This is a genomic window from Streptomyces verrucosisporus (assembly GCF_017114865.1).
Classification (GTDB): Bacteria; Actinomycetota; Actinomycetes; order Streptomycetales; family Streptomycetaceae; genus Streptomyces; species Streptomyces fenghuangensis.
Genome location: NZ_JADEYH010000003.1, coordinates 1 through 24,894, shown reverse-complemented (window position 1 = coordinate 24,894; position 24,894 = coordinate 1). Strand labels below are relative to the sequence as shown.

At 72.9% G+C, this 24,894-nt stretch carries 22 protein-coding genes, 1 tRNA gene and 1 pseudogene; 15 read left to right on the top strand and 9 right to left on the bottom strand.

All coding sequences use genetic code 11. The annotated features are described in order from the left end of the window. Positions 1-29: 29 nt before the first annotated feature. On the bottom strand, positions 30-2,114 hold the full coding sequence (locus tag IQ279_RS05775; RefSeq protein ID WP_206347236.1) for a SpoIIE family protein phosphatase: 2,085 nt from the start codon (positions 2,112-2,114) through the stop codon (positions 30-32). A gap of 13 nt (positions 2,115-2,127) precedes the next feature. Next, the gene (locus tag IQ279_RS05770; RefSeq protein ID WP_206347235.1) at positions 2,128-3,294 is read right to left on the bottom strand and encodes an acyl-CoA dehydrogenase family protein; all 1,167 of its coding nucleotides are present in this window, start codon (positions 3,292-3,294) and stop codon (positions 2,128-2,130) included. A gap of 612 nt (positions 3,295-3,906) precedes the next feature. On the opposite strand from IQ279_RS05770, the gene IQ279_RS05765 reads away from it, so the two are divergent. From IQ279_RS05765 to IQ279_RS05735, 7 genes are all read left to right on the top strand, one after another. Next, positions 3,907-5,454, top strand: a complete 1,548-nt coding sequence (locus IQ279_RS05765; protein WP_307792231.1) for a hypothetical protein — start codon at positions 3,907-3,909, stop codon at positions 5,452-5,454. Positions 5,455-5,604: 150 nt separating this feature from the next. Continuing rightward, the gene (locus IQ279_RS05760) at positions 5,605-6,180 is read left to right on the top strand and encodes a potassium channel family protein (protein WP_206347234.1); all 576 of its coding nucleotides are present in this window, start codon (positions 5,605-5,607) and stop codon (positions 6,178-6,180) included. Between the two features lie 175 nt (positions 6,181-6,355). Beyond that, positions 6,356-6,760 (top strand): VOC family protein, encoded by a 405-nt coding sequence (locus IQ279_RS05755; protein WP_206347233.1) that lies wholly within the window; start codon positions 6,356-6,358, stop codon positions 6,758-6,760. A 33-nt stretch (positions 6,761-6,793) separates the two neighbouring features. Then, positions 6,794-7,648 (top strand): hypothetical protein, encoded by an 855-nt coding sequence (locus IQ279_RS05750; protein WP_206347232.1) that lies wholly within the window; start codon positions 6,794-6,796, stop codon positions 7,646-7,648. 643 nt (positions 7,649-8,291) lie between these two features. Then, positions 8,292-8,549: a hypothetical protein gene (locus tag IQ279_RS05745; RefSeq protein ID WP_206347231.1), complete on the top strand. Its 258-nt coding sequence runs from the start codon at positions 8,292-8,294 to the stop codon at positions 8,547-8,549. Between the two features lie 72 nt (positions 8,550-8,621). Beyond that, positions 8,622-8,951, top strand: a complete 330-nt coding sequence (locus IQ279_RS05740; RefSeq protein WP_101256104.1) for a deoxyxylulose-5-phosphate synthase — start codon at positions 8,622-8,624, stop codon at positions 8,949-8,951. Between the two features lie 267 nt (positions 8,952-9,218). Continuing rightward, positions 9,219-9,629, top strand: a complete 411-nt coding sequence (locus IQ279_RS05735; RefSeq protein WP_206347230.1) for a VOC family protein — start codon at positions 9,219-9,221, stop codon at positions 9,627-9,629. A gap of 157 nt (positions 9,630-9,786) precedes the next feature. Here IQ279_RS05735 and IQ279_RS05730 read toward each other — a convergent pair whose 3' ends face one another. After that, entirely contained in the window at positions 9,787-10,689 is a 903-nt protein-coding gene (locus IQ279_RS05730) for a helix-turn-helix domain-containing protein (protein ID WP_206347229.1), read from the bottom strand. Positions 10,690-10,887: 198 nt separating this feature from the next. Here IQ279_RS05730 and IQ279_RS05725 point away from each other — a divergent pair, with 198 nt between their 5' ends. Then, positions 10,888-12,408 (top strand): MFS transporter, encoded by a 1,521-nt coding sequence (locus IQ279_RS05725; protein ID WP_206347228.1) that lies wholly within the window; start codon positions 10,888-10,890, stop codon positions 12,406-12,408. On the opposite strand, the pseudogene IQ279_RS05720 reads toward IQ279_RS05725, so the two are convergent. Further along, positions 12,343-13,488: pseudogene (locus IQ279_RS05720) on the bottom strand (Cmx/CmrA family chloramphenicol efflux MFS transporter); the annotation flags it as partial. The gene IQ279_RS05725 and the pseudogene IQ279_RS05720 overlap by 66 nt on opposite strands. 164 nt (positions 13,489-13,652) lie before the next feature. Further along, entirely contained in the window at positions 13,653-13,859 is a 207-nt protein-coding gene (locus tag IQ279_RS05715) for a hypothetical protein (RefSeq protein ID WP_206347227.1), read from the bottom strand. Positions 13,860-13,870: 11 nt separating this feature from the next. On the opposite strand from IQ279_RS05715, the gene IQ279_RS05710 reads away from it, so the two are divergent. Beyond that, positions 13,871-14,041 (top strand): hypothetical protein, encoded by a 171-nt coding sequence (locus IQ279_RS05710; RefSeq protein ID WP_206347226.1) that lies wholly within the window; start codon positions 13,871-13,873, stop codon positions 14,039-14,041. Between the two features lie 459 nt (positions 14,042-14,500). On the opposite strand, the gene IQ279_RS05705 is transcribed toward IQ279_RS05710, so the two are convergent. Next, positions 14,501-14,574: transfer RNA gene (locus IQ279_RS05705), tRNA-Gly, on the bottom strand. 233 nt (positions 14,575-14,807) lie between these two features. Between IQ279_RS05705 and IQ279_RS27755 the strand changes: the two genes are divergently transcribed. The 3 genes from IQ279_RS27755 (at position 14,808) to IQ279_RS05695 (ending at position 16,237) form a co-directional block, all read left to right on the top strand. Next, positions 14,808-14,996 (top strand): hypothetical protein, encoded by a 189-nt coding sequence (locus tag IQ279_RS27755; RefSeq protein WP_101256100.1) that lies wholly within the window; start codon positions 14,808-14,810, stop codon positions 14,994-14,996. A 118-nt stretch (positions 14,997-15,114) separates the two neighbouring features. Next, positions 15,115-15,690, top strand: a complete 576-nt coding sequence (dcd, locus tag IQ279_RS05700; RefSeq protein WP_206347225.1) for a dCTP deaminase — start codon at positions 15,115-15,117, stop codon at positions 15,688-15,690. A 49-nt stretch (positions 15,691-15,739) separates the two neighbouring features. Continuing rightward, positions 15,740-16,237 (top strand): phosphoribosyltransferase, encoded by a 498-nt coding sequence (locus IQ279_RS05695; RefSeq protein ID WP_206347224.1) that lies wholly within the window; start codon positions 15,740-15,742, stop codon positions 16,235-16,237. 86 nt (positions 16,238-16,323) lie between these two features. Here IQ279_RS05695 and IQ279_RS05690 read toward each other — a convergent pair whose 3' ends face one another. Further along, positions 16,324-17,298 carry a Yip1 family protein gene (locus tag IQ279_RS05690; protein WP_372445075.1) on the bottom strand — a complete coding sequence of 325 codons (975 nt, stop codon included), beginning with the start codon at positions 17,296-17,298 and terminating at the stop codon, positions 16,324-16,326. Positions 17,299-17,521: 223 nt separating this feature from the next. Then, a complete protein-coding gene (locus IQ279_RS05685) occupies positions 17,522-18,994 on the bottom strand; it encodes an FG-GAP-like repeat-containing protein (RefSeq protein ID WP_206347223.1) in 1,473 nt (490 codons plus the stop codon). A 221-nt stretch (positions 18,995-19,215) separates the two neighbouring features. Between IQ279_RS05685 and IQ279_RS05680 the strand changes: the two genes are divergently transcribed. Next, complete coding sequence (locus tag IQ279_RS05680) at positions 19,216-19,743, top strand: hypothetical protein (RefSeq protein ID WP_206347222.1); 528 nt, start codon at positions 19,216-19,218, stop codon at positions 19,741-19,743. A 126-nt stretch (positions 19,744-19,869) separates the two neighbouring features. On the opposite strand, the gene IQ279_RS05675 is transcribed toward IQ279_RS05680, so the two are convergent. After that, entirely contained in the window at positions 19,870-22,134 is a 2,265-nt protein-coding gene (locus IQ279_RS05675) for a (Fe-S)-binding protein (RefSeq protein ID WP_206347221.1), read from the bottom strand. A gap of 290 nt (positions 22,135-22,424) precedes the next feature. Here IQ279_RS05675 and IQ279_RS05670 point away from each other — a divergent pair, with 290 nt between their 5' ends. Both IQ279_RS05670 and IQ279_RS05665 read left to right on the top strand, forming a co-directional pair. After that, a complete protein-coding gene (locus IQ279_RS05670; RefSeq protein ID WP_206347220.1) occupies positions 22,425-23,654 on the top strand; it encodes a PP2C family protein-serine/threonine phosphatase in 1,230 nt (409 codons plus the stop codon). Between the two features lie 257 nt (positions 23,655-23,911). Beyond that, positions 23,912-24,894 (top strand): Hsp70 family protein (locus IQ279_RS05665; protein ID WP_206347219.1); only part of this gene is annotated, 983 nt, incomplete at its 3' end.

The window sequence follows — 24,894 nt, the reverse complement described above, 5'->3', positions numbered from 1 at the left end:
GCGGGCCTCCCGCAGAAGGGCGGCGGCGCTCAGCCCAGGCGGCTGAGCGCGAGGACGGCCAGGTCGTCGCGGAGCCGCTCGCCCCACCAGGAGTGGGCGTCCTCCAGCAGGGCCGCCACCACGCGGTCGGCGGGGCGCCCGTCGGCGGACGGCGACGGGTGTCCGGCGAGCAGGGCGGCGAGGTCCTCGGGTTCGCGGCGGTCCTCCGCCCCGGCGCCCTCGGTGAAGCCGTCGGTGTAGAAGACCAGGGTCTCGCCCGGCCGCAGCTCCGCCTCGGTCACCGGGTGGTGCAGCTCGTCCAGGACGCCCAGCAGCGGGCCGCGCACCTCCAGCGGCACGGCACGCCCGTCGGCGCGGCGCAGCAGCGGGGCGGGGTGCCCGGCGGAGGCGATGCGGACGCGGACGGCGCAGGAGGGGTCCGAGGGATCGGGGGGCGGCTCCAGAACGGCGTAGGCGAGGGTGCAGAAGGGGGTGTTCTGACGCCGTAGCGCGTTGTTGACCAGGCCCAGGACGTGCTCGGGGTCGGTGGTGTGCTGGGCCGCCGCCCACAGGGTGTGGCGGACCAGGCCGGTGATGGCCGCCGCGCCGGGTCCCTTGCCGCAGACGTCGCCCAGGGCCAGGACGTACCGGCCGTCGGGGGCGGCGAAGGCGTCGTAGAAGTCCCCGCCGATGTGCAGGCCGCTGCCGAAGGGGTGGTAGCGGGCGGCGAGGTCGAAACCGGGCAGCTCGGGCAGGCGGGGCGGGAGCAGCGGGCGCTCCAGGGCCTGGGTGGTGGCGCGCAGCCGGTGCAGCAGGCGGTCCCGCTGGATGCCGACGGCCACCTGGTCGGCGATGTTCTCCAGGATGGACAGCGTGGAGCCGGGCAGAGCCAGCCGGGTGCTCAGGGTCAGTACACCGATCAGCTCCCCGCCGGAGACCAGCGGATACCCGGCGAAGGACCCCGCCGGGCGGCCGGACCCGGTGTGCCGGCCGCCGGGGGGCGTGAGGTCCAGATGGGGGCGCTTGCGGTCGACGATCCGCCCGACCAGTTCCTCGTCCGCGTGCTCGGGGTGGAGACGCTCGGCGGCGGTGGTGCGTTCCATGTCGGCGCAGGCGGCGGGCTCGGGTCTGCCGGACGGCGTCAGGGTCCACAGGCAGGCGCGGTCGGCGCCCAGCCGGTCCGCGGTGGCCCGTACGCAGCGGTGCAGGCGCTCGGCCAGCGGCCCGGAGGCCGTCATGGCGGCGGCGACCTCCGCGCTGAGCAGGGCGTGGCCGGTGCGCTCGGCGAGCTTGCGCTGTGCGTGCAGGCGGTCGGTGACGTCCTCGGCGAGCACCAGGACGCGCTCGCGGCCCTCGGAGTCCGTCACCTTCTGGGGGGCTATGCGTATGGCCTGCGAGGTGCCGTCGGACCCGGTGCGCTCGAAGACCACGTCGGGGCCGGGGGCGGACTGCTCCCGGGCGGTGGCCAGGTGCTGCCGCAGCGCGGCGCGGGCGTCCGGCGGGAACAGGTCGGCCAGCGGACGGCGGAGCGAGCCGTGGTCGTCCAGCTCCAGGACGTCCGAGGCACGGTGGTTCCAGGCGAGCACCGTGCCGTCGTCGTCCAGCATGAGGGCGCCGATCGGGGCCTGGGTGAGGAACTCGCCCAGCAGCCGCTCTCCCAGCTGCCGGCCCATCACCGTGCCGGTGGTGAGCTGCCGCTGGACGGTGGCACGTACCGAGATCTCGGCGCGCCGTCCGGTCACGCCCCCCAGCAGTTCGCGGGCCGTCCGCGGCAGCAGGTGGACCTGCGCGTCCGGGATCCGGCGGACGAGGTCGGCGGAGAAGAGTATCGGCAATGTGGTGAGCCGGGAGTCGGTGGCGGAGGTGGCGACCACCACCGCCGCCAGGTCCGCGGGGTGGGGACGCAGCGCGTGGATCAGGCCGACCGGGGCCGGTACCCGCCGGCCCACCACCGCCACGGCGGGCCGGCGTTCGCCGGGCCTGCCCTCGGTGTGCTCCAGGACGCTCGCGGCCGTGACGTGGACCAGTTCGACCTCCTCGCCGGACGCGGTCCCCTCGCCGAACGCGGCCTCGAAGTCCTCCGCGGTCTCGGGGAGGACGTCCACCAGCAGGATGCGGTTCTTCTCGCCGGGCATCGTCAGTACACCGTCAGCTTTCCAGCAGCGGTTCGTCCAGCAGGGCCTTGCCCGCCCACACCCGCAGCACATCGGTGACCGGGGCCATCACATGGGCGGCCCGGGCGTCGCGCAGCATCCGCTGCAGCGGCGAGTCGGTCCCGTAGCCGATCCCGCCGACCAGGGTCAGGGCGTCGTTCACCGTGGCCTCCGCCGCGTCGGCGACCTCGGCCTTGGCCGAGGCCAGCCCCGGCAGGGCCTCGGGTCCGCCCAGCTCCGCCTCGGCGGCGGCCTGGTAGATCAGCCGCCGGGTGCGCTCCACCCGGGCCCACATCGTGCCCAGCCGGTGCTGCACGACCGGGTTGCCGGACAGGGTGTGACCTGCGCGCGTGCGCCGCCGCGTCAGATGGGCGCGGGCCTCCTCCAGGGCGGCCGCGGCGACGCCCAGGTAGGTGCCGGACATGGCCATCAGGAAGTAGGGGGCGACGACGTTGAACACGTACCAGATCTCGTCGCCCTCCCGTCCCAGCAGGCACTCGGCGGGGATCTCCACCCCGGGCAGCTCCAGGCCGCGCGAGGCGTTGCCCCGCATGCCGAAGCCGTGCCACTCGGGACCCCACTGAAGGCCGGGCGCGTCGGCGTCGACGACCGTGCAGGAGAACTGGCCGGGCGGCGTCTCCGGCCCCACGGCGATGGTGGACACGACGTAGGAGTCGGCGCGGCCGCCGTTGGTGACGAAGCTCTTGGTGCCGGTCAGCCGCAGCCGGTCGCCGCCGGGGTGCCCGACGCGTTCCATGCGCGTCTGCGGCAGCCAGAACTCGCCACCCGTCCCGGGTTCCGACAGAGCCAGGGTCGTCAGGTGCTCCCCGGCGGCGATGGGCTCCAGGTACCGCTCCCGCTGGGCGGTGCCGGCCTGGGCGGCGATCACCGCCGAGCCGACCAGGTGCATGCCGAAACAGATCGACGTCGAGGCGCAGGCCCGGCCCGTCGCCTCTCCCACCTGCGCCACGGCCAGCAGACCGTGGCCCATGCCGCCGGAGTGCTCGGGCACCACCAGCCCGCCCAGCCGGGCCAGCAGGGCCGCCATGCCCTCCTTCGGCCACCGCTGCTCCGCGTCGACCGCCGCGGCCTGCGGGGCCAGGACCTCCTCGGAGATCTCCCGGGCAACGGACACCGCGGTTCCCAGTTCGATCCGCACCACCGCTGTACTCCGCTTCCTCGTACGAACCCGGTCGACAGCATCGGCGGGCGTCACGGTTCCCGGCATCCTTGCCGGACGGCAACGGTGCCGTAGCCTACTTGAGACATCTTCCGTATCGGGAGGTCAGGACTCCGGCGGGCCCGGGCCCGCCTCGCGGCCCGCACGGCAGCCCGCCCCGCGGGCCCGTCGGACAGCCGTCCGCGCCCTGTCGGCGTCAGGCGGCGCCGGTGCGTCCGTGCGGCCGAAAGCCCAGGTCAGCGGCTTTCTGTCGTCCCCCTCGCGCCCGTCCCCGGGACCGGTACGGGCCGCTGGTCCGGGCGTGCCCGGGGCCCGCCGGGGGCGGCGGACCGCGCGCGTGGGGCGTGCGTCACAGCGCGCCAATCCTCCCGCGCGCCCCTTCCCTTTTCCGCCCGGCCCGCCCCCCGTCCGCGCCTGCCCGCCTCCCCCGCTCGCACCCGCCTCCGGCGGGACACGGCCGTAGGCCGGCTGCCGTACGGCCGTCGTCCGATCGGTGCGGCCGCCGCGCGGGCGCGCGCCGCCCCGGCCGGCGCGCTGGTACAACGGCGGGCGGGGGGCAGACCGCAGGCCGCAGGACGACCGGGTGGAGGCCTCGTGAACGCCGTGCCGGGCAGAACGCCGGGCAGTGCACCGACCTTCGGCCGCACGGTGCCGGTCCCCGGCGGGCTCCTCGCCCCCCGGGGAATCAAAGGGCTCGCCGCCGTCGGCACCGGCGCCACGGCCGCGGCGCCGGGCTCGCCGAGCGCCCTGCGGCGGGAGGCCCGCAAGCTGGCGGCCGTCTGCGTCCTGCTGGCGCTGTCCGCCGCCGTCCTGGTGCCGCTCACCCTTCCGCTCGGCTGGGACGAGACGGTCTACGCCAGCCGCTTCTCCCCCTACGGTCCCCCGACCCCCTTCAGCGCCCCGCGCACCCGCGGCGTGCCCCTGCTGCTGTCCCCGGTCACCACCTGGAGCGACTCGGTCGTACTGCTGCGCGTCTGGCTGCTGGTGCTGTCGAGCACCGCGCTCTACCTGGGCTTCCGCCCCTGGCTGCGGGTGGTGCCCCGGCCGTCGGCGGTATGGGTGGCGGCGGCGCTGTACGGCTCGCTGTGGACGGCGCTGTTCTACGCGGGCGCCGCCATGCCCAACCACTACACGGCGATGGGCGCTCTCGCGGCGGTGGGCTGCTTCGCGGGACGCGGACCCGGCCGCGGCGCGCGGTACGCGGGGCTGGCCGCCGGGCTGGCCGTGGCGACCCTGATGCGGCCCAACGAGGGCGCGGCCCTCGCCGCACCCCTGCTGCTGGCCGCCGTCGTGGTGCCCGCCTGGCGCGGCCGGGGCAGGATCCTGGCCGTCGCCGCGGGCGCCGCGGCGGGCGCGCTGCCGTGGCTGGTGGAGGCGCGGCTGCGGTTCGGCGGGGTGGCGCAACGGCTCGCCGAGGCGAGCGAGGTCCAGGGCGGCATGCGGCCGGTGCTGTCGGTGGCCGACCACCTCACCGCGCTGGACGGCCCGCTGCTGTGCCGCCCCTGCACGGGCGACGGCGTGGGGTGGGCGGCAGCCGCCTGGTGGCCGCTGCTGGCGCTGCTCGCCGCGCTGGGGCTGATCGCGGCCCGCCGCACCCGTACGCCGTGGGGCATGGCGGGCACGGGGGACGCGGCGCCGCTGTGGCTGGCCGCGGCCACGGCCGGCTCGCTCACGGTGCAGTACTTCTTCCTGCTGCCCTACGCCGCTCCGCGCTTCCTGCTGCCCGGCTACGCGCTGCTTGCCGTGCCCGCCGGCCTCGGCCTGCTCCGCCTCGCCGACCGGGCCCGCGGCTCGGTGCCGGTGGCCGTCGCCCTCACCGCCGTACTGGCGGGCCATCTGGCCGTCCAGGCCGGTCTGGCGCACACCCACGCGGGCATCCAGGAGCGGGCGCGCGGCGACTGGCAGCGCATCGCGGCGGTGCTCCACGCGCACGGCGTGCGCGCCCCGTGCGCGGTCACGGGCGACGACGGGATCCTCGTCGCGCACACCGCGGGCTGCGTCAGAACGGACCTGCGGACCCCCGAGCGGTCCGACGCGGTGGTCATGCGCCGGGCGGACCCGCCGCCCTGGGCGCGCGACTGGCCGCGCCACCCGGTACCGGACACCTACAAGAGCGGCTGGACGGTGTCGGTCCGCCCCTGACGGCCCTGACGGCCCTGACGGCCCTGACGGCCCGGCCCCGGCACGAGCCCGAGCCGCCGTCCGCCCGACCCCCTGCCCGCCCGACCGCCGAAGCCCCCTCACACCCGCCGGAGCCCTCGCGGGCCGCGACCGAACCACCGGGAGACGCGCATGCCGCCACCCGACCCGCCCGACCGGCCACCCCCGGACAGCTGGGAGGGTGTCCGCGCCGCCCACGGTGTGCCCGCGGTGATCGCGGCGGTGCGGCTGGCCTTCATCACCGCCGCGCTCCTGACCGCGTACTACCTGCTGCCCGTGGACAAGGAGTTCACCGGCGGTACGGCCGTCATCCTCGTCCTGGGGCTGCTCGCCGTCCTCGCCCTGTTCCTCTGGGAGGTACGCGAGATCGAGCACTCCCCCCGCCCGATCCTGCGGGCGGCCGAGGCGCTGGTGAGCGTGCTGCTGCTGTTCCTGCTGCTCTTCGCGACCGTCTACCACCTCCTGGAGAGGGCCGAGCCGGGCAGCTTCAACGAGCCCCTCACCCGCACCGACGCCCTGTACTTCGCGCTCACGACGTTCGCCACCGTCGGATACGGCGACATCACCGCACGCTCCCAGCCGGCCCGGATCATCGTGATGGTCCAGATGACCGGCGGTCTGCTGCTGGTGGGCGTCGCGGCCCGGCTCGTGGTCGACACGGTCAAGTCGGCGCTGCGCCGCCGGGCGCCCTCCGAGCCGGAGGCGTGAACCGCGCACCGTACGCCGCCCGGCTTACGGCATCCGGCCTACGGCGCCCAGCCGGGCTCCTCGTCCCGGGGACGCAGGACCGGCGGCCGATGCCCGCCGCGCTCCCGGCGGATAGCGTGACGGAAGCCCCCGACCGTCAACCGCACTTCCCCACAAACCCGTTGAGGAGACCGCCATGCGTGTCATCGCCTTCGACCACCTGGTGCTCAACGTCGAGGACGTCGAGAGGTCCCTCGACCTCTACTGCGGCCCGCTGGGCCTGGAACCGGTCCGTGTGGAGGAGTGGCGCGCCGGGAAGGTGCCGTTCCCGTCGGTACGGGTGAGCGACACGACCATCATCGACCTGGTCGCCGGTCCCCGCAGCGGCTCCAACGTGGACCACATCTGCCTGGTCGTCGAACCGCTGGACTGGCAGGAGGCCGTGGACTTGGGCACCCTCACCGTGGTGGACGGCCCCGGCCCCCGCTTCGGCGCGCGCGGCACCGCCGAGTCCGTCTACATCCTCGATCCGGACGGCAACACCGTCGAACTGCGCTGGTACCCCCAGGACCGTTCCCCGGAGGGTTCCCGGGACGCCTGACAGGGGCGGGCGCGTCCTGACATCCTGGACGCCATGTCCAGGGGGAGTGACGGAGAGGACACCGAGCGCGGTCTCGTACGCCGCCGACGCTGGACGGGGGCGGCCGTCACCTGCGTGGCGACGGCGCTGGCGCTGGTCCATGTGCTGCGCCCGGATCTGAGCATCGACAGCACGGCGGTCGCGCTGCTCGTGATCGCGCTGGTGCCGTGGATGGGCGATCTGTTCCACAGCATCGAACTGCCGGGCGGCGCGCGGCTGGAGTACCGGCGACTGGAGGAGCGCATCGGCGCGGCGGAGGAGCGCGCCACGCGCCTGGACCAGCAGGTGGACGGGGCCGCGGCGACCGCCCGCGTGGCCCTCGCCGCGGCCAACAGCCCCGATCCGGAAGGCTGGGAGGGGACAGGAGGCGACGCCTCCTGGGCGGTCGGCGCCCTCGAACGGCTCGTCACCGAGTACGCGGAAGTGCGCGAGCGGATGCCGAGCAGCTCCCTGCGCACCGCGCGCCAGGAGCGGATCTTCGGCGAGATGCTGAAGGTGGTGCCGCACGTGCCCGGCTTCGACACCGACGCCATGCTGACCTCCGAGGAGCCCGGCGAGCGCCTGGCCGCCCTCGCCCGCCTCTACACCGAACCGGACCCGGCGAAGCTGGAGGCGCTGCTGGACGCCACCGCCCGCGAGGAGCTGCCGTTCCTCATGTACTGGTGCGCCAACACCACCGACCGCCTGCTGAGCGGCACGGCCGCGGACGCGTACTCCGTCCCCGTCGGCCTCGTCCGCCGGCTGCGCACCCGCCTCGCCGAAGTGCCCGACGGCAGCGACCGAGCCCGTTTCCTGCGCCGCGTCCTGCGCCACCTCGACCCGTCCGACCCCCCGCCCGCCGGCGGCTGAGCCGGTCCGGCGGCCGGGCGGCCGGGCTGGGCGGCGCCCGAGGGGCGACCGGAACAGACCCCGTCCCCACACGCCGGAGGAAGGCCGTGACGGCCCCGGTGACCGGCGGTACCGGGAGGAGCCGAAGGCGCCTGAGACGGGTCCGTGTCCGCGGACCGAGCAGTGCCGCGACCTGTGGGCCGGTCCGGACGGCGAGCAAGGCCCGGGCGCCGACCCGAGTCCTCGTCATGGGGCGAGTGACGGGACTCGAACCCGCGCCCCGAGCCCGGGAAGCGGTGCTCGTCCGGTCGCCGTTCCCGCGATGCGGCGCGGCCGCTGCTCCTACGCTGCGTCCATGCGCACCGTGTTCCTGTTTCCCGCTGCCGATCGTGCCGACACCGTGGCCTGCCTGGACCAGCACATGGCGGGGGGGCGACGGGGCGTGGACGTTCGCCGAACGCGTCCATGTCGTGATCGACATCGCGCCGGGCCGGGTCAGGCCGCAGTACCAGCTGGTGCACGCACTGCGGCAGCGAAGGGCCGTGCGGTACATGCTCTGCCAGGTGTGCGGCGGGCCGGCGGCGAACGGCGGGCCGTGGCTGTTCGTACTGCGGGACGTCGGCCGCCCGGTGGAGGAGGGGGGGAGCGGACCACGGCGCCGCCGGTGTGCGTGCCGTGCGCCCGGATCTCGGTACGGGCCTGCCCACGGCTGCGCGAGGGGCACGTGGCCGCGCTGGTGGGCCGGGCACGGGTGTGGGGCGTGGCCGGGACCGTCCACCATCCGGCCACCCTGGAGCCGGTCACCGCCTTCCTGGAGGAGGTCTCCCACGATCACCCGGCGATCCGGTGGACGGTGGCCCACCGGCAGGTCCTGGCCCTCCACGACTGCACCCCCGTGGACCTCCGCGACCTCCCCGCGTGACCGCCCGCCGTTCCACTCCGTCCGGTCCGTAAATCCGTTGGGCCGGGAAGGCGGCGGACCTGGGCTGACCGCATGGGACACGCGAAGACCTCGTACGTCTGCCTGCCGTGCCGGGCCTCCTACAAGCAGCCCTACCCCGGTGACCACGAACGGCGGTGTCCCCGCTGCGGTGAGGGGCTGGCCCACGTCGGGTCGGCCTTCGCGACGCCCCGGAGGCGGGACGACGAGGGCTGGCGGGTGCTCACGGTGCTGGTGAACGCGGGAATCCACTTCCACAAGAGCTGCTGCGGCGGGCCCGGCTACCGGCCGCGCACCCTTCGCGAGGTGCGGGAGCGGATGTCCTACGCGGCACGCACCGGAGAGCCGATCGCCCGGGCCCTCATACGCCCCGAACTGCCCTGACCGCCCTCACCACTCCGCCGTTCCGCCGATCGCCCCGGCGAATCCGGCTTGTCCGCACCCGGCCGCCACCGGCCCGGCGTGAACCGGCTGCCGCGACGGTGGGCGTGATCCGGTCGCGGTCGTCCTCCCGCCGGTCCAGACGGATGCCGATCTCGGCGACTCGCGCGGCTTCACGCCGGACGGCGTCATCGGGGCTCTCCTTCGTGGATACCCCGCCCTAAAGGGCGGGGTATCCACGAAGGAGAGCCCCGATGACAGGATCGCGGGATGCTGCGTCTCACCGATTTCATCATCGACTGCCCGGACACGATGAAGCTGGCGGCTTTCTACTCCGAGGTGACGGGCCGTCCGGTCAAGGAAGGCAGCTCCGAGCACTGGGCCGGCATCCGGTTCGGCGAGATCGAGTTGGCATTCATCCGGGTGGACGACTACCGCGCTCCGCAGTGGCCCGACAGAGAGCACCCCAAGCAGTTCCACCTCGACTCCGAAGTGGACGAGTTCGAGTCCGAGCAGCGCCGCGTCCTCGACCTCGGCGCGACGCTGAGACAGGACTTCATCGGCCCGAACGGCTACGGCTGGCAGGTCTATACCGACCCGATCGGCCACCCCTTCTGCCTGTGCCGCAACAAGGGCGTCGTCTGGACCGAGCAGGGCCCGGTCTGGCCCGAGCGCGACTGAGGAGGAACGCCCCCTGCGGGACCGACGACGAGGAGTGCACGCCCGGTTTTCCGGGCCGCGCGCGCAGGGGTACCCGCCGTACCGGAGGGCGAAGCGTCCGGCCCGCCGCCCAGAGGGTGAAACGGCGGGCCGGGCACCCCACGAGAGCCGGAAGCCGTCACACGCCGCGGAACGTGTTCTCCGCCATGCCCTCCGGCATCCGTTCCCCGGGCGCGGTGGCGCTGTCCAGGAGCCGCAGGGCCGCGTCGGACGGTGAGCCGGGCTCGGCGCTGTAGGCGATCATGCGCTGCCCCGAGTCGCCGGGGATGTGGAGGTTCTCGAAGGCGAGTTCCATGGCGCCGACCACGGGGTGGCGGAAGTGCTTGACGCCCGAGGTGCAGGTGCGCACCGGGTGCCTGGCCCACCGGGAGGCGAAGTCGGGGCTCCGCATCACGAGATGCCCGACGAGTTCGGCCAGCCGGCGGTCGTCGGGGTGGCGCCCGGCCACCAGGCGCAGCGAGGCGACCGCGAGCTGGGCCTCCTCGTGCCAGTCGGCGTACAGGGTGCGGAAGTTCTCGTCGAGGAAGAGCAGCCGGGTGAGGTTGGGGCGGGCGCTCGGGTCGTCCGGCCCTCCGGCGTCCAGGGGCCCGGCCAGCAGCGCGTGGCCCAGTCGGTTCCAGGCGAGGATGTCGTTGCGGCGGTCCAGCACCAGGGCGGGCACCGCCGTCATGGCGGACAGCAGCTGACGGGCCGACGCGCTCACGTACTCCGCCCGCGGTGCGGCGGGGGCGCGCCGGGGGGCCGCGGGGCGGGCCAGGTCCCTCAGGTGGGCGGTCTCGTCGTCGGTCAGCCGCAGCGCCCGTGCGATCGCGTCCAGGACGGAGTCCGAGGCGGTCGTCGCCCGTCCCTGTTCCAGGCGTGTGTAGTGGGTGACGCTGACGCCGGCGAGCATCGCCAGCTCCTCGCGGCGCAGCCCCGGCACGCGGCGCCGGCCGGTGTGCCGCAGCAGGCCGACGTCCTCCGGGCGGAGGTCGCCGCGGCGGTTCCTCAGGAAGTTCCCCAGCTCGGACGACGCGCTCATCGGCACCCCTCGGGTCGGTGGCTGCGGTCTCCATGATGCCCGCGCCGGACGGCCCGCGCCGCGGCCCGGGGTGGTCCTGTCGTGACCACCCTGCGCGGTGCAGGTCTCAGGCGGGTTCTGGCTGGGGTGCCGCGTCCCGGCGAGGCTCTTCCCGCGACTTCCGCGACGAACGCGCGCGAGAAGAGAAGGGAACCCCTGATGAGTGTCATCGACAGGGCCGGTGCGAGACCGGCCGAGGAGCCGCCTCCCACCCGGCTCACCCCCCGCCTGCGGCTGGTGCTGGTGCTCCTGCTGGCCGCGCAGTTCATGCTGGCCGTGGACTTCTCCATCCTGAACGTGGCCCTGCCGGTCATCGGCGAGGGCCTGGGCTTCCAGCTGGCGAACCTCCAGTGGATCGCGACGTCCTTCGCGCTGTGCGCGGCCGGTTTCACGCTGCTGTTCGGGCGTATCGCGGACCTGTTCGGCCGCAGGCGGCTGTTCCTGGGCGGCCTGCTGGTCCTGGGCGCGGCATCGCTGCTGGGCGGACTGGCGACCTCGCCCGGACTGCTCATCGTGGCGCGGATCCTCCAGGGTCTGGCGACGGCCGCGGTGACGCCGGCGGGCCTGTCGCTGCTGACCACCTCCTTCCCCGAGGGACCGCTGCGGGACAAGGCGCTGGGACTCAACGGAGCGCTCATGTCGGCCGGGTTCACCACCGGCGCCATCCTGGGCGGTCTGCTGACGGACCTGCTCTCCTGGCGCTGGGCCTTCTTCATCAACGTGCCGGTCGTCGCCGTCGTGCTGGTCGCCGCGGTGGTGGTGATCAAGGAGTCGCGCCCGGAGGGCCGCCCGAAGCTGGACCTGCCCGGCGCCGTCACCGTCACGCTCGGCCTGCTGGCCGTCGTCCTCGGCCTCACCCAGGCCGGTGAACACGGCTGGACCTCGCCCGTCGCCCCGGCCTCCCTCGCGGTGGGCGTGGCGCTGCTGCTGCTCTTCCACGCGGTCGAGAGCAGGGCGGCCTCCCCGCTGGTGCCGGTGGGGGTGCTGCGTCGGCGCAATGTGGCCTGGGGCAACGTCGCCGGTCTGATCGCCTTCCTCACCGAGACCTCACTGGTCTTCCTGATGACCCTCTACCTCCAGAAGGTCCTGGACTTCTCCCCGCTCTCCGCCGGTCTGTCGTTCGGTGTGCTGGGCATCGGAACGGTCATCGGCGGGTCCATCGCCCCACGGGTCGTCGGACGGATCGGCACCCGGTCGACGCTGATCGCCGGCGGCCTGCTGCAGACCGCCGCCACCGCGGCACTCCTCGGCCTCGGGGACGGCCGGTCGTGGATGTGGCTGCTGCTGGTGGCCACCTTCGCCGGAGGCGTGGGCAACATGCTGGTGATCGTGGGCTTCATGATCACCGCCACGACGGGCCTCCCCGACCACGAGCAGGGCCTCGCCACCGGCCTGGCGACCATGACCCAGCAGGTCGGCATCACGATGGGCACGCCGGTCATGAGCGCCGTCGCGACCGCATCCATCACCGGCGCGGGCGCCGCGGGCATCCTCGGCGGACTGAAGGTGGCCGTCGGCGTGAACGCCGCGATCGTACTCGCCGGAGTCCTCGCGGCCGCGCTGTTCCTCCGCGGACCCGCCAGGCCGGTCGTGGCGCACGCCCCGGCCGACGGCCACCACGCCGAGGAAGGGGAGGGCGATGAGCAGTGCGATCGCGACCAGGAGCCCGCTTGCCCATAGCGGCCCGAGGATCCCGGCCGCGGTGGTGAGGGTGGCCGCGGCGACCAGGGGGCCGATGGCGGCGCCGGTGTTGAGGGCGGCGGTGGCGTACGCCCCGGCCAGGGTGGGGGCTTCCGCTGCCTCGTACAGGACCCGGGTGATCAGGGTGCCGCCCAGCGCGAACGACAGGGCGCCCTGCGCGAACACGAGGGCGAACAGGGCGAGCGGCTCGTCGGCCAGCGCTGCCAGGGCCGGCCAGCCGAGCAGCAGCAGCGGGCCGCCGACTGTGATGACCGGGCCGGGGCGCCGGTCGGACAGCCGGCCTGCGACGGTGACGCCGGCGAAGGAACCGGCACCGAAGAGCACCAGGGCGACAGAGATCCACCACTCGCCCAGCCCGGCGGGGCCGGTCACCACGGGGGCGAGGAAGGTGAAGCTTGCGAACGTGGCCGCGTTCACCAGCGCACCGAGTCCCATCACCAGAACCAGCGGCGGCCTGGCGAGTTGGGCGAGCTCCGCCCGCAGGGCCGGCCCGCCGGCCGCCTTCTCCCTCACCCGTCCCGCCGGAATCGCCTTCAGGATGCCGAGGGCGGCGGGCAGGCAGAGAGCGGCGACGGCCCAGAAGGTGGCCCGCCAGCCGAGCACCGTGCCGAGTGCCGACCCGCCGGGGACACCGGCGATCGTGGCCACCGTCGTGCCCGACAGCAGCACGGCCAGCGCACGTCCCTTCCGGTCGGGTGGGACCAGCGCGGCGGCGGCCGTCAGAGCGACTGCGAGGAACCCGGCGTTCGCGAGCGCGGCGACGATCCGGGTGGCGAACAGCACCGGGAAGCTCGTGGTGACGGCGCCCACGGCGTGAGCCGCCGCGAACGTGAGGACGGACCCGAGCAGGGCGGCGCGCCTGGGCCAGTTGCGGGCCAGCGCGGCCACCAGGGGAGCACCGACGGCCATGCCGGCGGCGAAGGCCGAGGTGAGCGTGCCCGCCGCCCCGACCGTGACGTCGAGATCGGCGGCGATGTCCGGCAGGAGGCCGGCGAGCATGAATTCGGAGGTGCCCATGGCGAAGACCGCCATGGCGAGCAGATACAGCGGGAGAGGCATCGAGTGGCTCCGGGGTGAGGAGAAGCACGAGAAGGTCATCTCGTCACCGCGGCCAGCCCCAGAGGCACACCCGCCGGGCCGCAGAACGCGGCGCGGCGGAAGGGCTACGAGCTCAGTGGTTCAGGGGGCTGACGGCGTGACCGAAAGCCCCCACCCTGTCCGACTCAGGACTCGACATGGCCCGCACGGTACCCGACCGATGCCCGTCGAGGCACGCCGGTTTCACCGGCATCGGCCTGCACCACCAACGCGATGAGCCGCACCTGCCGCATTTCCAGGGCGCCGTGCCCTTGTCGCCGGCGGCGGAGGGCGGCCCGGGCGGCGGCGCCCGCCCGGTTGTTGTTGTTCGATGCGGCGCGACCACTGCGCATACGCTGCGTCCATGCGGACCGTGTTCCTGCTTCCCGCTGCCGATCGTGCCGACACAGTGGCCTGCCTCGACCGGCACCTTGTGGGAGGCGGCGGGGCGTGGACGTTCGCCGAACGCCTCTGTGCCGTGATCGACGACGAGGAAACCGGCTGCTTGTTCCAGGACTGGGGCCCGAGGAAGTAACCCTCCCGAAGCGGCTCTCGGATACCACCCCACCTGGGCGGTACAGGTTGACGTATCCGGGCGAATCGACGGAACCGCCGGGGTGCGCCACCTTGCCGCTCTGCTGCTGAAGCGAGGCGGCGTCGCGTTCGACGACTAATCCGAGCACGCCTGGACATTGCGGGAGATCGAGTCGGACACCGTGATCGAGGGCCTGCGCTTCTCCGACTTCCGTACGTATCACGAACGCCACTGCCGCCCGGACCACGACGTGTTCTGACCTGAGGAGGCGCCGCCCGCGGGCCTGGTGCACCTGAGGCAACCGGACGAGGGCGGTCGCCGTGGGCGGCCTCGTCTCCCGGCCGGTCAACCGAAGCAGGCAGGACGGGCAGCGGAAGGTATTCGCTCAGCACCACCGGGACGGCGCCGGGAGATCCGGACAACGAACAAGGCCCAGGTCGCCGACCTGGGCCTTCGTCATGGAGCGGGTGACGGGAATCGAACCCGCGCTCTGAGCTTGGGAAGCTCATGTTCTACCATTAAACTACACCCGCGAGGAGTGGACGATCACGTCACTCACCGACGCACACTGTACCCCATACCGGGCCCCCGGCGCACAGCCGCGGGGTCCTTTTCGTCGTGTCCCCGGGGCGTGTGACGGGCGGGTTTCCGGGAAGCGGGGGAAGGGAGTTGGGGCGTACGGTGAGTACGGAGCGCCGGGTGCGGGGCAGGTCGATTGATCCCCTAATGTGGCTTTGGCCGTACACGTAGTGGGGAGAGGCAGGCGATGGAGTCCACCGTCGTTCAGTGTGCCGATGGGCATGTGTTCAGCACCTCGACGTTCCCGATGCAGAACCTCGGCAGCGGCCGGATCGGTCCGGGCCGGCTGCTGCGGTGTCCGAGGTGCGCGCGGTTGAGGCAGGCGGTGCCGGTGGCGCGGCAGGCCGTGACGGGCATGGAGGCCGTGAGGCGCTGAGGCGCCGGTGCGTTGAGACGCCGAGGCGCCCAGGCGGCCGTGGTGAGCGGTCGTGACGGGTGAGGGCACGCGGGCCCGGTGCGCAGGCGCCGGGCCCGCGGTCTGTACGCTCGGCGTCGTGCTTCTCTCAGACAAGGACATCCGGGCCGAGGTCGACTCCGGGCGGGTGAGGATCGATCCGTACGACCCCGAGATGGTGCAGCCGTCCAGCATCGACGTGCGGCTGGACCGCTTCTTCCGGGTGTTCGAGAACCACCGCTACCCCCACATCGACCCCGCGGTCGAGCAGTCCGACCTGACGCGGCTGATCGAGCCGGAGGGGGACGAGCCGTTCATCCTCCACCCGGGCGAGTTCGTGCTGGCCTCCACCTACGAGGTCGTCACCCTGCCCGACGACATCGCCTCCCGGCTGGAGGGCAAGAGTTCGCTGGGGCGGCTGGGTCTGCTGACGCACTCCACGGCCGGCTTCATCGACCCCGGCTTCTCCGGGCACGTGACGCTGGAGCTGTCGAACGTGGCGACGCTGCCGATCAAGCTCTGGCCCGGGATGAAGATCGGGCAGCTGTGCATGTTCCGTCTCTCCTCGCCCGCCGAACACCCCTACGGCTCCGCCCGCTACGGCTCCCGCTACCAGGGGCAGCGCGGCCCGACGCCCTCGCGCTCCTATCTGAACTTCCACCGCACGCAGGTCTGAGCGGGCAGCGGGCAGCCGGCAGAGGGCAGCGAGGAGCGAGGAGAGGCGCATGGGCGACGAGCGGGAGAACCTGACCTACGAGCTGTTCGGGCGGGCGGTCCGGCAGCTGGCGCAGGCCGTCGCGGACGACGGCTACGAGCCGGACATGATCCTGTCCATCGCGCGCGGCGGGCTGTTCGTCGCCGGAGGGCTCGGCTACGCGCTGGACGTGAAGAACCTGCACGTGATGAACGTGGAGTTCTACACCGGCGTCGGCACGACGCTGGAGATGCCCGTCATGCTGCCGCCGGTGCCCAGCGTCGTCGACCTGAGCGAGAAGAGGGTCCTGGTCGCCGACGACGTCGCCGACAGCGGCAGGACGCTCAAGCTGGTGCACGACTTCTGCGCCGAGCACGTGGCCGAGGTGCGGTCCGCGGTGGTCTACGAGAAGCCGAGGTCGCTGGTGAAGTGCGAGTACGTGTGGAAGCGCACCGACCGCTGGATCGACTTCCCGTGGAGTGTGGAACCGCCGGTCGTACGGCGGGAGGGGCAGGTCCTCGATTCCTGACGTGTGAAGGGGGCCCGCGCACCGGCGCGGGCCCCCTTCACACGCGGGCGTACGGGCGGTTGTGCGGGCCGTGCCCGCCGCGCGCCCTACAGGGTGCCGAGCTTGAACAGCGCCAGCAGCGCGATCAGCTGGATCGCACAGGCGCCCAGTGCCTTCGGCCAGGGCAGGTCGTGCGAGCGGCGGATCATCGAGGTGAGCAGCACGCCCGCCGCGAGCAGGGTGATCCAGCCGACGACCTGGACCACCGTGGCGCTGCCGCCCAGGAACATCGCCAGCAGCAGCCGCGGCGCGTCCGTGATCGTCGTGATCAGCATGGACAGGCCGACGGTCGGCGCCCACAGGCCCTCGCCGCCGAGCTGGCGGGCCAGGGTGTGGGTGACCACGCCCATCAGCAGGGTGGAGACGACGACGGCCACGCCGGTGATCAGCACGAACGGGATCGCGCTGGAGAGCGTGGAGTTGATCGCGTCCTCGCGGGCCTGGTCGAAGCCGAAGACGGCGAGGAGGCCGTAGACGAAGGTGACGATGAGCGCCGGGCTCCACACCGAGTGGTCGCGCATCTGCCAGAAGGTGGTGCCGGGACGCAGCACGATGCCGCTCAGCAGCTGCTTCCAGTGCAGCCGCGGGCCGGAGGGCGCCGCGGGCGGCCGCCCCGCCGCGTAGGTACCGCCGTCGGTGTAGCCGTCGCCTGCCGGGTGGCCCGGCTGCGGGACGCCGTGGTCGGGGGCCTCGCCGAAGCTGAACATCTGGGTGTGCCCGGGGTTGTTGGCGGGGTCGTGCGCGGGCGGGCGCACCTGGCCGCCGTGCCCGGGGTGCCCGCCGTGTCCGGGGTGGTGACCGCCGTGTCCGGGGTGGTGACCGCCGTGTCCGGGGTCGCCGAAGTACTCCGGCTCACCGTGTTGCCCGCCGCCCTGGCGCCACAGGGTGTGCCCGGGCCGACCGGGCTGTACGGGCGGCTGCCCCGGCTGCCCGGGTGCGCCGGGAGCCTGCTGCGGGGGGAGGTGCCCTTGCTGTCGTGCGTTCCGGGGATCCCGGCCGTGTCCCATCCTGAATCCAGCCACGCCCTCGAACGTACCGTGTCCGGCCGTACGTGGTGTCGTGGGCCGGGCGGCGGACCGCGCATTGCCGCCGAGCTGTGACATCACCCACGGGGTCCCCGGGGGCGCCCCCCGGGCGGGGGTGGGGCCACCCCCGTAGGGCGGCGCCGCGGGTACGGCCGTGGGGCCCGGTCCGACGGACCGGGCCCCACGGGGGTGCGTGCGCGCCCAAGCGCCGTCCAAGGTGTCAGCCGGCGAAGTTGACGCCGAACAGCGGGGTGCCGGCCGTGGAGACGCCCACCCTGCTGACGGAGAGGAAGTAGCCGCCGCCGGCGATCCGCGTCCCGTCGGAACGGAGCGCGGTGACCGCGCCGTTGCCGTTGTTCTCGCCGAGTGCGCCGACCGTCAGGTCCGCCAGTCCGTCACCGTTCATGTCGGCGAGGTGGACGTCGCTGCCGAACTGGTCGTCGGTCTCGTTGCCGCCGGGGACGCCGGAGGTGTCCTGGTGGATGAACTGCGAGCCGGAGCCGGTGAGGCCGGAGCCGTCCGCCGCGCCGTACAGGACGACGACCGCGCCGGTGTACTCCGCGTCGCCCAGGGACTCGCCGGGTGCGCCGACGGCCAGGTCGAGGTGGCCGTCGCCGTTGACGTCGCCCAGGTCCAGTTCGGAGCCGAAGCTGTCGTACTGCTCCGAGCCGCCGGGGACGCCGGGGGTGTCCTGGGTGAAGGACTGGCGGGTGCCGTTCGGGCCGGAGGGGGAGCCGTGGAGGACGTTGACCAGGCCGCCGGTGCGGCTGCCGGGGACGCCGGAGTCCGCGTCGAACCGCATGCCGATGACGATGTCGCCGAAGCCGTCGCTGTTGACGTCGCCGATGTCGGTGATCAGACCGGCGGGGAGCTTCTGCTGCCCGCTCGCGGTCAGGCCGGAGGCGGAGCCGGGGACGTAGTAGTTGGCGTTCCAGTGGTACTCGTCGTCGGCGGAGTCCCTCTCGTAGCCGTCCACGACCAGGTCGGCGATGTCGTCGCCGTTGACGTCGCCGGAGTGGAGGTTCATCGGGCCGGTGTCAGCGCCACTGAGGATGGCGGGGCGGACACCGTAGGCGCCGCGGTACTCCCCCTTGCTCTTGCCGAAGCCGCCGCGGAAGACGCGGACGTAGGAGGAGCTGGTGCCGACGGCCAGGTCTGCCAGGTCGTCGCCGTCGTAGTCGGCGGCGTCCAGTACGTAGCCGAAGCGGTCGTGGGAGCTCGGCGCGGGGTCGGGGACGGTGGTGCCCCCGTACAGACCCGAGGCGGAGCCCCAGATGATCTGCACCGTGCCGCCGTTGACGTCCTTGCCGACCTTCTCGCGCGGGGTGCCGACGGCGAGGTCGGTGAAGCCGTCGTTGTTGAAGTCGGCCGCGGTGGTGTCGTGGCCGAAGCCGTCGCCGGCCTCGGAGACGCCGGGCACCCCGGGGCTGTCCTGGCTGATGAGAGTGCGCTTGGAGGTGGTGGTGATGCCGTTGGCGGAGCCGTAGAGCACCACGACCTGGCCGGCTTCCTTCTGGCCGTTGACGGTGGCGAAGGGGGCCGAGACGGCGAGGTCGCGGTAGCCGTCGCCGTTGAAGTCGGCGGTGGGGCGGTCGCCCTCGGCGGCGGCCGGGCCGGCGGTGGCGGCCATCAGACCACCGGTCAGGGCGGCCACGGTCGCGGCCGCGAGAGCCGTACGGAAACGATTGTGCACTCGGAACTCTCCTGCTGCACGATGAGGATGCCGTCGGCATCCCGGGCTGATGCGGCCAAATACGCCCGTTTCACCGGGCGTTGGCCAGGAATTCACGCGGAGGTGGCCAACAGGAGACCTCCGGGGAGGCCTGGAGGTTGTACGGGAGGCGGGGTTTTCTTCACCGCCCGGGCACGGGACCGTCTGTCGCCGGTGCGGGTTCGTCGGCCATACTGCCCGCCGTGGAACAGCTCAGAGGTCCGGTCATCCCGCCCGTAACCGCAGCCGGCACCGATCCGGCCTACATTCCCGGCCTCGCTCCGCCGAGCCCGGACCGGGCCGGTGAGGAGGCCGCCGGGGAGGAGGTGGAACAGAAGCAGGAGGAGACCCCTGCCGGGGAGTCCGCCGGTGAGCAGGAGACCGGTGACCGGGACGAGGCGGGGAGCGAGGACGGCGAGCAGGACGGCGAGCAGGACGAGGACGGGGACGGCGGGTCCGCCTTCGAGGCTTCCGACCGCCGCGGCTCGATAGCCGCCGGCCGCTTCGGGGTGGTGTTCCGGCTGGACGGCGAGGAGGCCCGGTTCCCCTGGGACGAGATCGGCGCGGTCGAGACCGACCTCCCGCGCTTCGGGCGCCGGTTCTCCGTGTCGGTCTGCACGACCGCCCGCCGCTGGTACGAGGCCGACGTCGACGCCCCCTCCAGGAAGGTCCTGAAGGAGTGGGACGAGGAGTTCGACGCCGTTCTGGACGAGTGGTTCGGCGAGGACTGAGGAACCGGCGGAAGGGCCGTGCCGGGACGGCCCGGCACGGCAGGAGGACGGCGGAACGGCGGAGGCCGGTCCCGCGGGGTGCGGGACCGGCCTCCGCCGTCTTGCGTACTGCCCGGGGCGTGACCGCTACGAGGCGGGCTCGGGCTCGGGAGCCGGCTCCGTGCCGGCCGTGCCCTCAGGCTCCGCCGGGGTCTTGACCGACTCCAGCAGGAGCTGGGCGACGTCCACGACCTGGACGTTCTCCTTGGCCTTGCCCTCGTTCTTCTTGCCGTTGACCGAGTCGGTCAGCATCACCAGGCAGAACGGGCAGGCGGTGGAGACGATGTCCGGGTTCAGCGACAGCGCCTCGTCCACGCGCTCGGTGTTGATGCGCTTGCCGATGCGCTCCTCCATCCACATCCGCGCGCCGCCGGCGCCGCAGCAGAAGCCCCGCTCCTTGTGGCGGTGCATCTCCTCGTTGCGCAGGCCGGGCACGCGGCCGATGATCTCGCGCGGCGGCGTGTAGACCTTGTTGTGGCGGCCCAGGTAGCACGGGTCGTGGTAGGTGATCAGACCCTCGACCGGCGTGACCGGCACCAGGCGCCCCTCGTCGATGAGGTGCTGGAGCAGCTGGGTGTGGTGGATGACCTCGTAGTGCCCGCCGAGCTGCGGGTACTCGTTGGCGATCGTGTTGAAGCAGTGCGGGCAGGTCGCGACGATCTTCTTCCTGGACCGCTCGACGGTGACGCCCTCGTCCTCATCCTCGCCGAAGGCCATGTTCAGCATCCCGACGTTCTCGGCGCCGAGCTGCTGGAAGAGGAACTCGTTGCCCAGACGGCGGGGGGAGTCACCGCTGCACTTCTCGTCGCCGCCCATGATCGCGAACTTCACGCCCGCGATGTGCAGCAGCTCGGCGAAGGCCTTGGTGGTCTTCTTGGCCCGGTCCTCCAGGGCACCGGCGCAGCCGACCCAGTACAGGTACTCGACCTCGGTGAGGTCCTCGATGTCCTTGCCGACGACCGGGACCTCGAAATCGACCTCCTTGGTCCACTCCAGGCGCTGCTTCTTGGCCAGCCCCCAGGGGTTGCCCTTCTTCTCCAGGTTCTTGAGCATCGTGCCCGCCTCGGACGGGAACGAGGACTCGATCATCACCTGGTAGCGGCGCATGTCGACGATGTGGTCGACGTGCTCGATGTCGACGGGGCACTGCTCGACGCAGGCGCCGCAGGTGGTGCAGGACCACAGCACGTCCGGGTCGATGACGCCGTTCTCCTCAAGCGTCCCGACCAGCGGGCGCTCGGCCTCGGCCAGGGCGGCGGCGGGAACGTCCTTCAGTTGCTCCTCGGTGGCCTGCTCCTCGCCCTCCATGTCCTTGCCGCCGCCGGCCAGCAGGTAGGGGGCCTTGGCGTGCGCGTGGTCGCGCAGCGACATGATCATCAGCTTGGGCGACAGCGGCTTGCCGGTGTTCCAGGCGGGGCACTGGGACTGGCAGCGGCCGCACTCGGTGCAGGTGGAGAAGTCGAGGATGCCCTTCCAGGAGAACTGCTCGACCTGGGAGACGCCGAAGGTGTCGTCCTCGCCCGGGTCCTCGAAGTCGATCGGCTTGCCGCCCGAGGTCATCGGCTGGAGGGCGCCGAGCGCCACGTCGCCGCTGGACTCGCGCTTGAACCAGATGTTGGGGAACGCCAGGAAGCGGTGCCAGGCGACGCCCATGGTGATGTTGAGCGACACCGTGATCATCCAGATCAGCGAGACACTGATCTTGATCATCGCGGTGAAGTAGATCAGGTTCTGCAGCGTGCCGGTCTCCAGCCCGTCGAAGGCCTCGACCAGCGGGTAGGAGACGAAGTACGCCGCCTCGTAGCCCTCGACGTGGTGGATCGCGCCCTCCAGGCCGCGCAGCACCAGGATCGCCAGGCCGATGGTGAGGATGACGTACTCGACGAAGTACGCCTGCCAGGCGGTCGAACCGGCGAAGCGGGACTTGCGGCCGGGGCGGGTGGGGAGGTTCAGCAGCCGGATCGCGATCAGCACCAGGATGCCGGCGACCGTCATCAGACCGATGAACTCGATGTACATCTCGAACGGCAGGAAGCCGCCGAGGACGGGGAGGACCCAGTCGGCCTGGAACAGCTGCCCGTAGGCCTGGGCCAGGGTCGGCGGAAGGGTCAGGAAGCCGATCGCGACGAACCAGTGCGCGAAGCCGACGATTCCCCACCGGTTCATCCGGGTGTGGCCGAGGAACTCCTTGACCAGGGTGATCGTGCGCTGCTTCGGGTCGTCGGTCCGACTGCCCGCCGGTACGGACTGGCCGAGCCTCACGAAGCGGTAGATCTGCGCGACGGCGCGTGCCAAGAGCGCAACGCCGACCGCGGTGAGTACCAGCGAGACGACGATCGCGGCGAGTTGCATGGCGGCTCCTCGAACCTGCGGGGCGGTGCCTGCGGCTGCAAGCTTACTAAGCGGTAACTTATCCGATCTGTTCGAGACTACCCATGAACAGAGGCCGTCTGTAGCCACTCGTACGGTGATCTGCGTCGCTGAGGCGGCCCTTGCCCGAGAGGTGACCGCGGGGCCCTGTGGCGGCCCGGGAACGGAAGGGTGGATCCATCCTATAGACCTCCCCCGCCTCATCCTCCGAATCAGTGTCGAATGCGGTAAAAAGGGATGCGTTCGTTCCCCGCGGCCGGGAGGAAGTCCCTATGCGCACTCCGCGCGCGGGGCTCGCGCGGGCCTCCACGAGGCTCTGGGAGAGCTTGTGGGAGCGCCTGTGGGGGCGGCTGTGGGTCTGGCTCCTCCTCCCCTGGCTGCTCGTCCTCGCGGTCGCCGTCCTGGAGGCCGCCGACGGGCTCCACGGCCGCGTCGCGCACGCGGGCTCCCTGCTCACCCCGGCGCCCGCGCTCGCCGCCGTTCGCGGGCGTCCGCGTGACGTGCTCGCCGTCTCCGCCGCCGCCCTGGCCCTCGGGCTGGCCACCTCCTTCGAGCCGGCCACGTCCGAGACGGACACCTCCACGACCGCACTGGTCTCGCTGGTGGTGGTGAGTGCCGCGAGTCTGGTGGCGGCCGGGGCCCGGCGGCGGCGCGAGGGGCAGCTCGTCCGGATCCGGCAGGTCGCCGAGGCGGCCCAGCTCGCCCTCCTCTCCCCGGTGCCGCGCCGTGCGGACGGGCTGCGCCTGGCGGCCAGGTACAGCGCCGCCGAGTCCGACACACTGATCGGCGGCGACCTGTACGAGGTCGTGGTCCACCCGGGCCGCGTCCGGCTGATCATCGGCGATGTGCGCGGCAAGGGCCTGCCCGCGATCCGTACGGCGGCCGCGGTGCTGGGCGCCTTCCGGGAGGCGGCCCAGTACGAGTCCGCGCTGACGACCGTGGCCGGACGCTGCTCGCGTGCGGTGGAGCGGTGCGCGCGCGAGGCGGCCGGCGGCTTCGGCCCGGACACGCGGGCGGAGGCGGAGGAACTGTTCGTCACCGCCGCGCTGGTGGAGATCGAGGGCGGGCGGCTGCGCGTCGTCGACCTCGGGCATCCGCCGCCGCTGCTGCTCACCGCCGGGGGCTGCGAGCCGCTGGCGGTCGATCCGCTGCCGCCGCTGGGGCTGGTGCACGGGTTCACGGCCGGGTGGGACGACGACCGCGGTCTGACCGTCCACGCCCGGTGGCACCCCGGGGACCGGCTGCTGCTCCACACCGACGGCATCGACGAGGCGCGCGACGGCAGGGGGCGCTTCTTCCCGCTCGCCGAGACGCTGCGGGAGCTGCGCGGGGTGCCCACCGAGCGGCTGCCGGACGCACTCCTGGAGGCGGTCGCCCGCCACACCGGCGGGAGGCTGCGGGACGACGCGGCGGTCGTCGCCGTCGAGTTCACGGCGTCCGGGGCGGCGGTCGCGGAGGTGTCCGGGGAGGAGGGGGCGGAGGGGGCGGAAGAGGAGCGGTGAGGGCCGGATGGATCGGGTGGCACGGGGAAGGCTGCCCCGTCCGGGAGCCGTGACGGCCCGGCGCGCGTCCTGACTCACGAAGGACGCTTCCCCCGACGACCGGTCTTCCGCGGGCAGTTGGGGCGGAGGCGTCCGGGCGTGAGTTCGGCCGCCGGAGGAGAGTTGAGTCGGGTCGGCTCAGGTCTCTTGACGCCGCCCACCCTCCTGCTGCACTCTTGAGCCAGATCTACTCAAGGCATGAGCTGGAGGAACCCGAAATGGCACGAGCGGTCGGCATCGACCTGGGTACGACGAACTCCGTCGTCAGTGTTCTCGAGGGCGGTGAGCCCACCGTCATCACCAACGCCGAGGGCGCCAGGACCACGCCGTCCGTCGTCGCCTTCGCCAAGAACGGCGAGGTCCTCGTCGGTGAGGTCGCCAAGCGCCAGGCCGTCACCAACGTCGACAGGACGATCCGGTCGGTCAAGCGCCACATGGGCACCGACTGGAAGATCAACCTGGACGGCAAGGACTTCAACCCCCAGCAGATCAGCGCCTTCGTGCTGCAGAAGCTGAAGCGGGACGCCGAGGCGTACCTGGGCGAGAAGGTCACCGACGCGGTGATCACCGTCCCCGCCTACTTCAACGACCACGAGCGCCAGGCCACCAAGGAGGCCGGCGAGATCGCGGGCCTGAACGTCCTGCGGATCGTCAACGAGCCGACCGCGGCCGCCCTGGCCTACGGCCTGGAGAAGGACGACCAGACCATCCTGGTCTTCGACCTCGGCGGCGGCACCTTCGACGTCTCGCTGCTGGAGATCGGCGACGGCGTGGTGGAGGTGAAGGCCACCAACGGCGACAACCAGCTCGGCGGCGACGACTGGGACCAGCGGATCGTCGACTACCTGGTCAAGCAGTTCCAGTCCGGCCACGGCGTGGACCTGGCCAAGGACAAGATGGCCCTCCAGCGGCTGCGCGAGGCGGCGGAGAAGGCGAAGATCGAGCTCTCCAGCTCGACCGAGACCACCATCAACCTGCCCTACATCACCGCCTCGGCCGAGGGCCCGCTGCACCTGGACGAGAAGCTCACCCGGGCCCAGTTCCAGCAGCTGACCGCCGACCTGCTGGAGCGCTGCAAGATCCCGTTCCACAACGTGATCAAGGACGCGGGCATCCAGCTCTCCGAGATCGACCACGTCGTCCTCGTCGGCGGCTCGACCCGTATGCCTGCCGTCGCCGAGCTCGTCAAGGAGCTGACCGG